This window comes from Yimella sp. NH-Cas1 (assembly GCF_022359705.1).
In the GTDB taxonomy this organism is placed as follows: domain Bacteria; phylum Actinomycetota; class Actinomycetes; order Actinomycetales; family Dermatophilaceae; genus Yimella; species Yimella lutea.
This window is the reverse complement of sequence record NZ_JAKSGG010000003.1, coordinates 2197289-2210881: the sequence shown is the minus strand read 5'-3', so window position 1 is coordinate 2210881 and position 13593 is coordinate 2197289. Positions and strand designations below refer to the sequence as shown.

The window sequence follows — 13593 nt, the reverse complement described above, 5'->3', positions numbered from 1 at the left end:
CTTGGCGAGGTCAATGACGAGGGTCGCGGTCCGCAAATAGTCCGCAAGAAGTCCGGCGGAGACCGATTCTCGCCGACGACGTCCAACGGTCCCGCCAACGCGTTGCCGCAGGTCAGGCCGTGTGTTCCGGCTTCAACCGACGACGACCAACGACCACCGAGAACCACGGCTTTCGTTCCGCTTCAATGTCTAAAGTTGCTCGCCTTCGCGCGTGACGATTTCCGATCGGGATCACCGGTGTGCAGGTGCCCGCTGTGTCGATCGCCGAGGGCGAGTCGCCTGCGGATGCCGTCGTACGCGAGGTGGAGGAGGAGGGGGCCGGCATCACGGCTAGGATCGTTCGCTCGCTCGGACTTGAGTCGTACGACATGTGGCCCGCAAAGCCCGAGGGTTCGGTCAAGACCTCGTACGCGCGCAGATCGAGGGACGGATGGTCGGCATGCTCGCCAACTCATTGGCGTCGGTCTCTGGCGTTCAACAACATCCTCGCGCACCATATCCCGCAGCTCGCCCGCCCGGAAGGCGCAGAAGACCGCACGGCGCTTCCGGTGTCGGGGGACGACGCGGAGGCCAAGACACAGGTCAGTGAATTGGTGGTTCGTCTCGGTTTCGACACCGTCGACGCCGGTTCGGCGGCCGAAAGCTGGCGGACCGAGCCCGAGAGCAGCGCGTACACGCCTCTTTACCTGGCCGACGCAGACACGCCGGACCAGGAAGTGATGAGCGCACTCTCCGGACCGGTATCGGCCGCAGCCCTGCGGGACGCGTTGAAGCGCGTCGAGCGTGTCGACGTGGCGGCGCGCCAGTTCTGAGGGTGCCGGCGGTCTTCACCGCTGCACGATTCACCCGGACGGCTTGATTCGGTCTCACTGTTGTGAACGAATGCTCCGGGTGACCAGGTATCCCAGGCGTCCGCGACCGGCTTGACGTGATGAACGACGTCCTCACCTTCGACATCGGAAAGACCGGATGCCGGGTTGCGCTCTGGCGCAACGGTATTCAGGTCGGCATGGCGGAGGGTCCGGGTGCCGTGGGCGTCGCCGATCCGGACGGCGTCGACCAGGCTGTGGCCAGTACGAAGCAAGCCCTCGACCGATTGCAGACAAGGTGCTCGCTCGGTGATGTCGGCGCTGTCGCTGTCGGTCTTGCCGGCATGGCGAGTGCGCCACACCGGCGTGTCGAACTCCTGCACAGGCTGGAGGGCCAACACCGGGGCGTGACCGTGTTGGTGACGAGTGACGCCGTGCTGCCCCATGTCGGCGCGCTGGCCGGGAACGCGGGAGTCGTACTCGCCGCAGGTACCGGCGCCACCGCGCTCGCGGTCGCCGCCGACGGGCACTATTGCCGCGTCGACGGTTGGGGGTACCTGCTCGGTGACGCCGGAAGCGGTTACGCCATCGGACGGGCCGGTCTGGAGCAGGCGCTGCGTGAGCACGACGGACGAGGTGGCAGCCCCGGCCTGATGAGTCGTGCACGCGAACGCTGGCCGGATCTGAGCACGTTGCCCTCGTCGCCGCCCAGCTCGAGCAGGACCGCGGTGTCAGCGCGGCCGTCGAAGCCGCCGCGCCGCAGATCACGGCAGCACTGGAGGTGATCGTCGAGCGACTCGAAACCGGTGGACGGCTGCTCTACGCCGGAGCCGGCACACCAGGGCGGCTCGCGGTGCTCGACGCCGCCGAATGCCTGCCCACGTTCGGCGCGGGCCCCGAGACCGTCCTGGCGATCATGGCCGGGGGAGAACGAGCGCTCACCCGTGCGGTCGAGGGCGCTGAGGACGACGCCGACCAGGGTGCGCGTGACAGGCACATGGCTCAGGTGAGCGAGCGCGACGTGCTGGTGGTGATCAGCGCATCGGGGCGCACGCCATACGTGCTCGGCGCAGCCGTCGCGGCTAAGCAGGTCGGTGCTGCGACCGTCGGCATCGTCAACAACGCGGGCACTGCCGTCGCAGACGCGGTCGACCTTCCCATCGAGGTGCTGACCGGTCCCGAGTTCGTCACCGGATCGACGCGATTGAAAGCGGGTACCGCGCAGAAGCTGGTGCTCAACATGCTCTCGACCACCGCGATGATCCGTCTCGGCAAAGTGCACGGCACGCTCATGGTCGACGTAGTGGCGACCAACGCGAAGCTGCAACGTCGCGCCTTGCGCATCGTGACCGAGACGACCGGCACCGACGACGCCACCGCTGCTGCGGCGCTCGCATCCTGTGACGGCAACGCGAAGTCGGCCATCACCTCCGTACTGCTGTACATCCCGGCCGAGGAGGCAGTGCGTCGGCTCGCTGCGGTGGACGGACATCTCGCGCGTGTCCTGAGCGGCGGCGAATAGCCGCTCACACGGGAATTGCGCTGCGCCGGAATCGGTTTCAGGTATTCGTCCGTAACAGGCGCCGAAAGGTCGCCGGGGTGATGGAATGGACGCATGGTGCAGCACATGAACCTTCGTGAGTACATCGACAAGCTGAAGATCGAGGGCTACTCGGTCGCCGGCGCGAGCGAGGAAGACCCGGTGCTGATCGCACCCGACGGCAAGGCTGTCGAGACCTGGCGCCAGGGCTACCCGTACGAAGAGCTTCTCGACCGGGACGTGTACGAGGAGGAGAAGTACAAGCTGCAGGTCGAACTGCTGAAGTTCCAGTACTGGACGCAGGACGTCGGCGCCAAGCACGTCATCGTCTTCGAAGGCCGCGACGCCGCCGGCAAGGGCGGCACGATCAAGCGCTTCGTCGAGCACCTCAACCCGCGTGCCGCCCGTGTGGTCGCGCTCAACAAGCCGTCCAACACCGAACAGGGCCAGTGGTACTTCCAGCGCTACGTCAACCACCTGCCGACCGCCGGTGAGATCGTGATGTTCGACCGCAGTTGGTACAACCGCGCGGGTGTCGAGCGCGTCATGGGCTTCTGCACCGACGAGGAGTACGACGTCTTCATGCGCCAGGCGCCCCGCTTCGAGCGGATGCTCGTCGAGAGCGGCACGACCGTCACCAAGTTGTGGTTCTCGGTGACCCAGGACGAGCAGCGCACCCGCTTCGCGCTGCGCCAGATCGACCCGGTGCGTCAGTGGAAGCTGTCGCCGATGGACCTGGAGAGCCTCGACCGGTGGGAGGCCTACACGAAGGCCAAGGAAGCCAACTTCGAGCTCACCGACAAGCGGTACGCGCCCTGGATCGTGGTGAAGAGCAACGACAAGAAGCGGGCTCGCATCAACGCGATGCGCGCCTTCCTGCACCAGTTCGACTACGAGGACAAGGACGAGTCCGTCGTCTTCGCCCCCGACCCGAAGATCGTGACTCGCGCGAAGCACACCGTCGGCGACTGATCGGCGGTCCCCGCCCCCCGCGTTTCAGGTCACAGTTTCGTCGAGCCTGCGGCGGCCGGTCCGGCGCGGTCCAGAGTTCGGCGGGCACGCTCGGGAAACCCACGACCGGCCGCGTCCAACCTCAACTACGTCAAGGACGGCACGATCGCCAATCAGGCGATCGTCAAAGTGGGCTCCGACGGCAAGATTGCCCTTTTTCACCGCAGCGTCGGCCCATGTGCTCGTCTATCTCACCGGGTCCGGCCCTTTCGTCGTGCGTTCCGGTCCGGTCGGCGAGAAGCACGGTGTGGCAGTGCGCCGCTCGCTATCAAGGCGTGGTGTGATGCATGGCACAAACGAAAGGAGGGACGATGGCGTTCCTGGACAAACCGAGCTCGGTCGCACCACCGGGCTACAGCCGCTGGCTCATTCCGCCGGCGGCGCTCGCGGTACACATGTCGATCGGGCAGGTGTACGCGTTCTCCGTCTTCAAGGCCTCATTGGTGGCCCGCTTCGACTCCTCACAGACCGCGGTCGCGTGGGTCTTCTCGATCGCGATCGTCTGCCTGGGTCTGTCCGCGGCGATCGGCGGAAGCTGGGTCGAGCGCAACGGTCCGCGACGGGCGATGCTGGTCTCCGCCGTCTTCTGGTTCACCGGCTTCCTGGTGGGCTCGCTCGGCATCGCCACCGGTCAGCTCTGGCTGCTCTACCTCGGGTACGGCATTCTCGGCGGCATCGGTCTGGGCATCGGCTACATCTCACCGGTCTCGACGCTGATCAAGTGGTTCCCCGACCGCCCGGGCCTCGCGACCGGAATGGCGATCATGGGATTCGGCGGTGGCGCCCTCGTCGCCGCGCCGCTGTCGAACTCGCTGATGCAGCGCTTCGACGGTGACTTCGACCCCACCGCGAAGGGTTCGGTCGCCTCGACGCACGCGTTGACGATGACCTTCCTGACGCTCGGCGTCATCTACCTGATCTTCATGATGATCGGTGTCGCACTGATCAGATTGCCGCAGGGATACGGCGGACACGACGACACCGTCGCCCACCATCCCGGACGAAACGGCGCACTGGTGCGGGCGAACGAGGCGATCAAGACCCGCCAGTTCTGGCTGTTGTGGATCGTGTTGTTCTGCAACGTGACTGCCGGTATCGGCATCCTCGAGCAGGCCGCCCCCATGATCCAGGACTTCTTCCGCAGCGGCGGCAGCTCGGCGATCACCGCAGCCGTCGCGGCCGGGTTCGTCGGCATGCTCAGCCTGGCCAACATGGGCGGACGCTTCGTCTGGTCGGCACTGTCGGACTACATCGGACGCAAGCCGATCTACATGTTGTACCTGGGTGTCGGAGCGGTCATGTACCTGCTGCTCGCCTCGACCGGACACAAGGCGACGTGGATGTTCGTCGTCTTCGCGCTGGTGATCATCTCCTTCTACGGCGCCGGCTTCGCGACCGTCCCCGCCTATCTGAAGGACCTCTTCGGCACGCTGGAAGTGGGCGCGATCCATGGCCGGTTGCTGACCGCGTGGTCGGCGGCGGGTGTCGCCGGACCGCTGATCATCAACGGCTTCCTGGATGCCGCCGGTAAGCCAGGATCGCTCACGGCGGCCGATTACCGTCCGGCGATGTTCACGATGGTCGGTGTGCTGGCGGTCGGCTTCGTCGCGAACCTGCTGATCACCGTCGTGAACGAGAAGCACTTCGACCAGCTCGCCGAGCCGGAGAAGAAGTACCGCTCGCGCGATGCAGCCGCAGCGACCACGGGAGGATTCGAATGAGCAACAACGAGATTCGGGAAGAACCCCGGGACGAGGTCCGGCACGAGCAGGTGCCGGGTCAGCACGCGAGCACCAGTCCGCTGATGGTCGCCCTCGCGTGGGCGCTCGTCGCGATGCCGCTGCTCTACGGGCTGTGGCAGGCCGTCATCAAGGCGTCCAAGCTGTTCGCCTGAACGAACGCGAATCGGCCGGCCGGGAGTCATCCCGGCCGGCCGATTCATTGGTGAATCAGGCTGATTCGATCAATCAGCGGTGCAGGTCGAAGCGGTCCAGCTCCATGACCTTGACCCAAGCGTCGACGAAGTCGCGGGTGAACTTCTCCTGCGCGTCGTCCGAGGCGTACACCTCGGCGACGGCGCGCAGCTCGGAGTTCGCACCGAAGACCAGGTCGGCGCGGCTACCGGTAAAGGTGGCACCGGACGTGGCGTTCTTGCCGTTGTAGAGGTCGCCCTCGCCGCGCTCCCAGGAGGTCTCCAGGTCCAGCAGCGTGACCAGGAAGTCGTTGGTCAGCGCACCCTCGCGGTCGGTGAGCACGCCCACCTTGGAGCCGGCGGTGGCGGCGTGCCAGGCCATGCGGATCATGAACGGGGCGTAGGTGCCGAAGTCGGCCGGCCACCAGTCCTTGGAGTCGGTCATCACGTGTGCGATGTCCTTCTTCACCTCGGCCAGGTCGAGGGCCTCGAACGCCTTGACGTAGTCGAACTCCTCGCCGAGCGGGTTATGGGCCGGGGAGTTCTTGGCGAGGATCTTGATGTTCAGGCGGTTCGGCCACCACCGCTTGTTGTGGTCGGGGTCCGCTGCCGCGCTGTGGGTCACCGGGCAGCGGGCCTCCTTGGCCTCGCCCTGGTCGTTGGTCTCCTCGATCGTCGTGGTCTCGATCGGGTCGGACACATCAGTCATTTGTGATTCCTGACTTCGTCAGGGTTGAACCGGCGGTCGTGCAAGCGGGGCACATGCCCCAGTAGATGACCTCGGCCTCGTCGATGACGAAACCGTGGTCGTCGTTCGCCGTCAGGCAGGGTGCGTGGCCGACCGAACAGTCGACGTCGGCGATCACCCCGCAGGATCGGCAGACCAGGTGGTGATGGTTGTCGCCGCGTCGCCACTCGTACCGGGCGGGGGAGCCGGCGGGTTCGATCTTGCGCACCAAGCCGGACGCCGTCAGCGCCGACAGGCAGTCGTACACGGCCTGGTGCGAGACGGCCGGCAACTGTGCGCGTACAGCCCGCAGGATCTCACTCGCGTCCGCGTGTTGGTTGGCGCGGACAGCGTCGAGCACGGCGACGCGAGGGCGAGTCACGCGCAGGCCGGCCTCACGCAGGCTGCGGTCGAGCTTCTCGGTCATCACCCCTCATGTCTATCCCGTTTTCTTGAACGATTTAAAACAAGCAGGTGAACGGTCTCCCATTGTGGACGCCGCCACACTGTGCTGCAGTGGGCGCATGGACAGCAGCCAGGAACGGGTCGTCTCGGCCACCCGCGTCATCGACGCACCCGTGGACGTCATCTTCGAACTCATCGCCGATCCTGCCCGGCAGCCGGAGTGGGACGGAAACGACAACCTCTCGAAAGCCGCTGCAGGACAACGGGTTCACCAGGTCGGTGATGTTTTCCGGATGACCACGACGAAGGGCAAGGAACGCGACAACCACGTCGTCGAGTTCGAGGAGGGTCGGTTGATCGCCTGGAAGCCCTCCGGTGTCGGCGAGCCGCAGGCGGGCCATCTGTGGCGCTGGGAACTCGAACCGATCGACACCGGCTCGACCCGGGTGACGCACACCTACGACTGGACCGGCCTCAGCGACGAACAGCGCTTCGAACGGGCGCGCTGGACGACGTCCGAACGGTTGCTGGGTTCGATCGACCGACTGGCAGCTGCGGTCGAATAGACCTCAGCCGCAACAGCTTCCGCCGCAGCAGCCGCCGCCTTCGGGGGCGTCCTCGAGGGCAAGCGTGAGCGCCTTGGCGAAGGTGTCGACCGGCTGCGCACCGCTGACGCCGAAGCGCCCGTCGACGACGAAGAACGGTACGCCGTTGATCCCGATGCCCCTGGCCTGATCGGCGTCCGAGCGCATCGCGGTGTCGTACTGCTCGGAGCCGAGAGCCTCACCGATCTCGTCCGCGGACAGCCCGTGCTCGGTGCCGATGCGGGTCAGCACGTCCTTGTCGGCGATGTTCTCGCCGTGCTCGAAGTGCGCAGCGAAGAGCGCGCGATTGACCTCGGTCGCAACGCCACGCATCTGAGCCAGGTGCACCAGGTGGTGTGCCAGCCGGCTGTTGGCGACCTTGAGGTTGGCGTAATCGAACTGCAGACCGTCGGCAGCGGCGACGCCGGCTACCTGCTCGGTCATCGCCTCGATCTGGTCGCGGGGCATGCCCTTGGATTCGGTCAGGTAGTCGATCTCCGAACCCTCGAAGTGCTCGGGAAGGTTCGGGTCGAGCTGGTAGCTGTGCCAGATGACCCGGACGTCGTCGCGGCCCTCGAAATCGGCCAGCGCCTGGTGGAAACGTTCGGTGCCGATGAAGCACCACGGGCAGGCGAGATCGGACCAGATGTCGACGTTCATGCCCCTATCAAAGCCGGGGACCGCCTCCGCATTCCCGCCGGGGCCCGCGAGTGTCATGAGGGATGAGGCAGACACGCCTCATCCCTCATGACACTCGAACCGGACTCGTTGTGGTCAGCGGACGATCGCCACCGGGCACTTGGCGGAGTGCAGGACACCGTGGCTCACCGAGCCCAGCATCATGCCGCGGAACCCGCCGCGACCGCGCGTGCCGATGGCGAGCATCGAGGCGCCGACGCGGTCGGCCTCGGCGGCGAGAGCGGACGCCGGATCGCCCTCGATTACCTCGGCGGTGATGGAGAGGTCGGGGTGATCCGTGCGGAGCCGATCAGCAGTGCCGCGCAACTCGGCCTCGACCGCTTGGTGGATGCCTTCACCGGCGGTCATCAGCACCGCGCCGTCGACGTACGAGGCGGCTGCGATGGTCGCGGCAGGCTGCGACCACACGGCCACCAGGTGCAGCGGCGCACCGCGTTCTGCGGCCACCTCGCAGGCCATCGCGAGGGCCCGCTGGGACGGCTTGGAGTCGTCCACCCCGACCACGATCGGGTGTTGCGGACCGACGGACGGTGCATCCGCGCGGACCACCACGACCGGGCACTTCGCATGTGCCGCAACGGCATACGAGACCGAACCGAGCAGAGCCGACAGCACCGGACCACGTCCGCGACTGCCGAGCACGATCACGCGCGCACCCTCAGCCGCCTCGACGAGGATCTCGGCCGGGTTGCCCAGCGAGTGGTGCGGTTCGACGTCGGACGCACCCAGCGCGGACGCCTTCTCCGCACCGATCTTCGCCATCTCGACGGCGCCGTCCTCGATGACCTGGCGGTCGATCATCACCCCTGCGCCGGCGTCCGCGAACGTGGGCATTGCGGTGGCGGACACGACGCGCAGCTTGTCGCCGCTGCGTCGTGCCTCACTGGCCGCCCATTCGAGAGCGCGTTCGCAGTCCGGGGTGTCGTTGTAGCCGACGACGATCATGGCTGAACCTCCCACTCGTTCCTACTATCCAGTGTAGTGAACGGAGTCGGGCTCAAGCCAGGACGTCGACCATCTCGTGTTCGCGCACTCCGGCGATCAGGCGGGCCAGGTGGTACCGGCTGTCGCCGAAGGTGTGCTCGATCTGCGTCAGTCGCGTGGTGTGGTGGCCGACCGAGTATTCCGCGGTCATGCCGATGCCACCGTGCAACTGGATCGCTTCCTGTCCCACGTGGCGACCGGTGCGCCCGGTGATCAGCTTCAGCCGCGACGCGGTCGCGCTGTCACCCGGGTGGTCGGCTATTGCCATCGACGCGAAATTGACTGTGCTGCGGGCCAGTTCGACGCTGACGTACATGTCGGCAGCGCGCTGGGTCAGCGTCTGGAAAGCCGCCAGCGGCACGCCGAACTGCTTGCGCGTCTTGAGGTACTCCACGGTCGAGCGCAGCGCCGCACCCATGGCGCCGAGCGCTTCACCGCCGAGCGCGATGATGCCGACATTGAGGCCTTCGGCGAGCAGGTCGAGGTCGCCGAGGCGGATCGCCTCGGCGCTTTCGAACGAAACGCTCGCGCCGGACGCCTTCGGTTCCCTGACCAGGAAGACGCAGGTGCAGCCCTCATCCGGGCACTGCGCCGTGGTGACGACGGCGTCGGCCTCGGTCAGGTCGTTGTTGCCGAGCTTGTGACCGGTGATAGTCCATCCGTCGTCGGACTTGGTCGCGGTCGCCTCCGGGTGTTCGGGGTCCCAGGCGCGGCCGGGCTCGGCCAGTGCCGTGAGTACGACCGAACTGCCGTCGACGATCGACTCGAGCAGGTCGTCGCCGCCCTCGCCACGGGCGATCATCACGGCAGCCGCCATGGCGTCGGCGTAGGGGAGTTCGAGGCGGGCAGCGCCCAGTTCGGCCGCGGCGATGGAGACCTCGACCGGGCTCGCGCCCATGCCGCCGGCGTCCTCGGAGATGGGCAGACCCAGCAAGCCCATCTCGGCGATGGCCGTCCAGGCGTCCCGGTCGAGCGGCCGCGGACCGACCGGTACATCACCGGAAGTTTCCTGCGGCACAAGGCGATTCGCCATCTCGCGCACCGCGCTCTGCAGGGCCTTCTGTTCGTCGTCGTAGGTGAAGTCCATGGTTGTTCAGCCCTTCAGTCCGAGGATGCCGCCGGAGATGACGCTGCGCTGCACCTCGTTGGATCCGCCGTAGATGGAAGCCTTGCGGAAGTTGAGATACATGGGCGTGGAGCGCGCTGCCCACTCCTCGATGTCGTCGGTCGGCGTCCAGTGCAGCGACGCCGGTCCGGCGATGTCGGTGATGAGTTCGAGGACCTCCTGCTGCAACTCGCTGCCGCGCAACTTCAGGATCGAGGACACCGGGTCCGGCTTGCCCTCCTTGCTGTTGCCCGCGACGCGCATGACGGTGACCTCGAGGGCCATCACCTCGGCCTCGAGCTCGGCGATCCGGGCCGCGAGCAGCGGGTCGTCCAGCATGGTGCCGGTCGCCGTCTTCGTCTGTGCCGCATAGGCTTTCGCGTCGGCGAGGTTGCGCTTGATCGAGCCCACGGGAGCGACACCGACACGCTCGTTGCCGAGCAGGAACTTCGCGTAGTCCCACCCCTTGTTCTCCTCGCCGACGAGCTGGTCAGCCGGCACGCGGACGTTCTCGAAGAACACCTCGTTGACCTCGTGGCCGCCGTCGATCAACTTGATGGGACGCAGGGTCACGCCGGGGGAGTTCATCTCGATGAGCAACATCGAGATGCCCATCTGCTTCTTCGGCGCGTTCGGGTCGGTGCGCACCAGGCAGAAGATCCAGTCGGCGAACTGCCCGAGCGTCGTCCAGGTCTTCTGACCGTTGACGATGTATTCGTCGCCCTCGCGGACGGCGGTGGTGCGCAACGAGGCCAGGTCGGAGCCGGCGTCCGGCTCGGAGAAGCCCTGGCACCACCAGATGTCGAGGTTCGCGGTGGGCGGCAGGAAGCGCTCCTTCTGCTCCTGCGAGCCGAAGGAGGCGATGACCGGGCCGATCATGTTGGCGTTGAACGCCAGCGGCGGCGGGACGTTGGCCGCCTGCATCTCGGTGCGCCAGATGTGCCGCTGCAGTTCGGTCCAGTCCTTGCCACCGAACTCGGTCGGCCAGTGCGGGACGGCCAAGCCGTGCTCGTTGAGCAACCGCTGGGCGCGACGCATGACGTCGGGGTCGACCTCGCCGTCCTTGGACAGGCCGGAGCGAAGCTCCTCGGGAACGGTCTCGGTGAAGAACCGGCGCATTTCCTGCTGGAAAGCCCGGTCCTCGTCGGTCAACTGGCGTTGCATCGTTCAGCCTCGATCCATCGGACGGCAGTGGTTGTTCTCACGGTAGACGTTCGATCCCGGCTTGGTAAGCGTTTGCTTAGTCGAGTTCGGTCCGGCATCCGCTGTGCCGCCGGAGCGGGTGCGGCAGAGTGTGATCCATGACGCAACCCAGTGATGTGGAGATTGCCGCCACCACCCCCATGCGGCCCATCGAAGACGTCGCCGAACGAGCCGGCATCCCGGCTCGGGCCTTGTACAAGTATGGCGATCACAAAGCCAAGGTCGACGTGCGACACGTCGCCGCTTCGCAGCGCAGGCCCGGTTCGAAGCTGGTGCTGGTGACCGCGACCAGTCCGACCCCGGCGGGCGAGGGCAAGACGACGACCAGCGTCGGTCTCACCGACGCGCTCAACCAACTGGGCGAGAACGCGATCGTCTGCCTGCGCGAGCCCTCGCTCGGTCCGGTGTTCGGGATGAAGGGCGGCGCGGCCGGCGGTGGTTACGCGCAGCTGAACCCGATGGCCGACATCAACCTGCACTTCACCGGCGACTTCGCCGCGATCGCAGCGGCCCACAACCTCTTGGCTGCAATGCTCGACAACCACCTGCACCACGGCAACGAGCTCGGCATCGACCAGCGGCGCATCCTGCTCAAGCGGGTGCTCGATGTGAACGATCGGGCGCTGCGCGACATCGTCATCGGACTCGGCGGCGTCATCAACGGCATCCCGCGCGAGTCGGGGTTCGACATCGTCGTGGCCTCGGAGATCATGGCGATCTTCTGTCTGGCCACTTCCCTGGAGGACCTGCGCGAACGGATCGGACGCATCGTCGTGGCCCGCACGCGTGACAACAAGCCGGTGACCGCGGCTGATCTGAAGGCCGACGGCGCGATGACAGCCCTGCTCAAGGACGCGTTGTCGCCCAACCTCGTCCAGACCCTCGAGGGCAACCCGGCGTTCGTGCACGGCGGTCCCTTCGCGAACATCGCGCATGGTTGCAACTCGGTCATGGCGACGAATGCCGGTCTCGCACACGCAGACTGGGTCGTGACTGAAGCAGGCTTCGGTGCCGACCTCGGCGCGGAGAAGTTCGTCGACCTCAAGTGCCGCATGACCGGGCTGCGTCCGGACGTCGTCGTGATCGTTGCGACGATCCGTTCGATGAAGTACCACGGCGGCGTTGCCACGGCCGATCTGACGACCGAGAACCTGCAGGCGTTGGACGACGGTCTGCTGAACCTCTACCGCCACTTGGAGAACATCCAGAACGTCTTCGGTCTGCCGGTCGTCGTTGGCATCAACCGTTTCCCCTCCGACACCGACGCCGAGATCGACCTGCTGCGCAAGCGCATGGCCGACCGCGGGGTGTCGGTGCAACTCGCGACCCACTTCGCCGACGGTGGCGAAGGTGCACTCGACCTGGCGCGCGCCGTCCGACTCGCCGTGGCCGAGAGCCCGTCACCCGACCTGCAGTTCACCTACGGCGACGAGGCATCCTTGGAGGAGAAGCTGCACGCCGTTGCGACGCGCGTGTACCGCGCGGGTTCGGTCGACATCCCGGCCGCGGTCCGCAGGCAGATCGCCGCACTCGAGGCGGAGGGGTACGGCGACCTGCCGGTCTGCGTCGCCAAGACCCAGATGTCCTTCTCGACCGATCCGGCATTGCGCGGAGCGCCCACGGGACACACCCTCGAGGTGCGGGAGGTCCGTCTCGCCGCCGGCGCAGGCTTCGTCGTCTTCGTCTGCGGCACCATCATGACGATGCCCGGATTGCCGAAAACTCCTGGTGCAGAACGTATCTCGGTCGATGCGGAGGGTCAGGTCACCGGTCTGTTCTGAGACTCGCCGAGTGGCCGGGCTGTGAACCGGTGGCCGGGACATAACCCGGCCACCCGACCGTAGCCCGGCCACTCGGTGAGTCAGACGTGAGTCAGACTCCGGTGCCGACCAGGCTGCCGATGCCGAAGGTCACGGCCATCGCGAGCGATCCGCCGAGGACGTTGCGAAGGACGGCGGCGCGCACGTTCGCCTCGCTGAGACGGGCGCTGACGGCGCCGGTGATCATCAAACCGATGGCGACCGCGAGGAAGGTCACCGGCACGTTGATGCTGCTCGGCAGCAGGATGACCAGCACCGGCAGCAGCGCCCCGAGAGTGAACGCGCCCATCGAGGCCCAGGCGGCGTGCCAAGGGTTGGTGTATTCGTCGGGATCGATCCCGAGTTCGACCTCGGCGTGCGCGGCGAGCGCGTCGTTGGCGGTGAGCTTCACCGCGACCTGTTCCGCGAGCTCGCGATCCAGACCCTTGCTCTGGTAGATCTGCGTAAGCTCCTCGAGTTCCTCCTCGGGCATCTCCTCCAGCTCGCGAATCTCTTTGGCGATCAACGCTTTCTCGCCGTCGCGCTGAGTGCTGACCGAGACGTACTCGCCGGCCGCCATGGAGAGTGCTCCCGCGACCAGTCCGGCGCTGCCCGCGACCAACAAGGACTGACGGTCGTTGGTCGCACCGGCGACACCGATGACCAGCCCCGCAACGCTGATGATGCCGTCGTTGGCACCCAGCACTGCGGCGCGCAACCAGTTGAGCCGGCTGGCCGTGCTCTCGGTGTGCGGTTCGTCGGGGTGCGGGACGACGGCGTCCGCCTTCGTGGCGTCGGTGCTCATGCCGTTCCTC

General features: G+C 66.7%; 15 protein-coding genes. 8 read left to right on the top strand and 7 right to left on the bottom strand.

The features are described from left to right. Positions 1–254: 254 nt before the first annotated feature. The 6 genes from MF407_RS10910 (at position 255) to MF407_RS10885 (ending at position 5254) form a co-directional block, all read left to right on the top strand. Positions 255–812 carry a hypothetical protein gene (locus tag MF407_RS10910; protein WP_239702293.1) on the top strand — a complete coding sequence of 186 codons (558 nt, stop codon included), beginning with the start codon at positions 255–257 and terminating at the stop codon, positions 810–812. A 119-nt stretch (positions 813–931) separates the two neighbouring features. Further along, positions 932–1594, top strand: coding sequence for a BadF/BadG/BcrA/BcrD ATPase family protein (locus MF407_RS10905; RefSeq protein ID WP_239702292.1), 663 nt, complete (start codon positions 932–934; stop codon positions 1592–1594). After that, positions 1483–2331, top strand: a complete 849-nt coding sequence (murQ, locus tag MF407_RS10900) for an N-acetylmuramic acid 6-phosphate etherase (protein WP_239702900.1) — start codon at positions 1483–1485, stop codon at positions 2329–2331. Before MF407_RS10905 ends, murQ begins: the two co-directional genes overlap by 112 nt. 105 nt (positions 2332–2436) lie before the next feature. After that, positions 2437–3321: a polyphosphate kinase 2 gene (gene ppk2, locus MF407_RS10895; protein WP_239702291.1), complete on the top strand. Its 885-nt coding sequence runs from the start codon at positions 2437–2439 to the stop codon at positions 3319–3321. Between the two features lie 350 nt (positions 3322–3671). Further along, positions 3672–5081: an OFA family MFS transporter gene (locus MF407_RS10890; protein ID WP_129626186.1), complete on the top strand. Its 1410-nt coding sequence runs from the start codon at positions 3672–3674 to the stop codon at positions 5079–5081. After that, on the top strand, positions 5078–5254 hold the full coding sequence (locus MF407_RS10885) for a hypothetical protein (protein ID WP_168990254.1): 177 nt from the start codon (positions 5078–5080) through the stop codon (positions 5252–5254). The genes MF407_RS10890 and MF407_RS10885 overlap by 4 nt, the downstream gene beginning before the upstream one ends. A gap of 73 nt (positions 5255–5327) precedes the next feature. On the opposite strand, the gene MF407_RS10880 is transcribed toward MF407_RS10885, so the two are convergent. Both MF407_RS10880 and MF407_RS10875 read right to left on the bottom strand, forming a co-directional pair. Continuing rightward, complete coding sequence (locus MF407_RS10880; protein ID WP_239702290.1) at positions 5328–5981, bottom strand: hypothetical protein; 654 nt, start codon at positions 5979–5981, stop codon at positions 5328–5330. Beyond that, a complete protein-coding gene (locus MF407_RS10875; protein WP_239702289.1) occupies positions 5974–6426 on the bottom strand; it encodes a Fur family transcriptional regulator in 453 nt (150 codons plus the stop codon). Before MF407_RS10875 ends, MF407_RS10880 begins: the two co-directional genes overlap by 8 nt. Positions 6427–6523: 97 nt before the next feature. Here MF407_RS10875 and MF407_RS10870 point away from each other — a divergent pair, with 97 nt between their 5' ends. Beyond that, a complete protein-coding gene (locus tag MF407_RS10870) occupies positions 6524–6970 on the top strand; it encodes an SRPBCC family protein (RefSeq protein WP_239702288.1) in 447 nt (148 codons plus the stop codon). 3 nt (positions 6971–6973) lie between these two features. On the opposite strand, the gene MF407_RS10865 is transcribed toward MF407_RS10870, so the two are convergent. The 4 genes from MF407_RS10865 to MF407_RS10850 all read right to left on the bottom strand — a co-directional run bounded on the left by MF407_RS10865 (position 6974) and on the right by MF407_RS10850 (position 10940). Next, positions 6974–7648, bottom strand: coding sequence for a DsbA family oxidoreductase (locus tag MF407_RS10865; protein ID WP_239702287.1), 675 nt, complete (start codon positions 7646–7648; stop codon positions 6974–6976). A gap of 114 nt (positions 7649–7762) precedes the next feature. Continuing rightward, on the bottom strand, positions 7763–8632 hold the full coding sequence (locus MF407_RS10860; protein ID WP_129626194.1) for a universal stress protein: 870 nt from the start codon (positions 8630–8632) through the stop codon (positions 7763–7765). 52 nt (positions 8633–8684) lie between these two features. Next, complete coding sequence (locus MF407_RS10855) at positions 8685–9758, bottom strand: acyl-CoA dehydrogenase family protein (RefSeq protein WP_239702286.1); 1074 nt, start codon at positions 9756–9758, stop codon at positions 8685–8687. Positions 9759–9764: 6 nt separating this feature from the next. Further along, positions 9765–10940: an acyl-CoA dehydrogenase family protein gene (locus MF407_RS10850; RefSeq protein WP_129626198.1), complete on the bottom strand. Its 1176-nt coding sequence runs from the start codon at positions 10938–10940 to the stop codon at positions 9765–9767. A 137-nt stretch (positions 10941–11077) separates the two neighbouring features. On the opposite strand from MF407_RS10850, the gene MF407_RS10845 reads away from it, so the two are divergent. Next, entirely contained in the window at positions 11078–12760 is a 1683-nt protein-coding gene (locus MF407_RS10845) for a formate--tetrahydrofolate ligase (RefSeq protein ID WP_239702285.1), read from the top strand. A 91-nt stretch (positions 12761–12851) separates the two neighbouring features. On the opposite strand, the gene MF407_RS10840 is transcribed toward MF407_RS10845, so the two are convergent. Further along, complete coding sequence (locus tag MF407_RS10840; RefSeq protein WP_129626202.1) at positions 12852–13583, bottom strand: VIT family protein; 732 nt, start codon at positions 13581–13583, stop codon at positions 12852–12854. Positions 13584–13593: the final 10 nt, after the last annotated feature.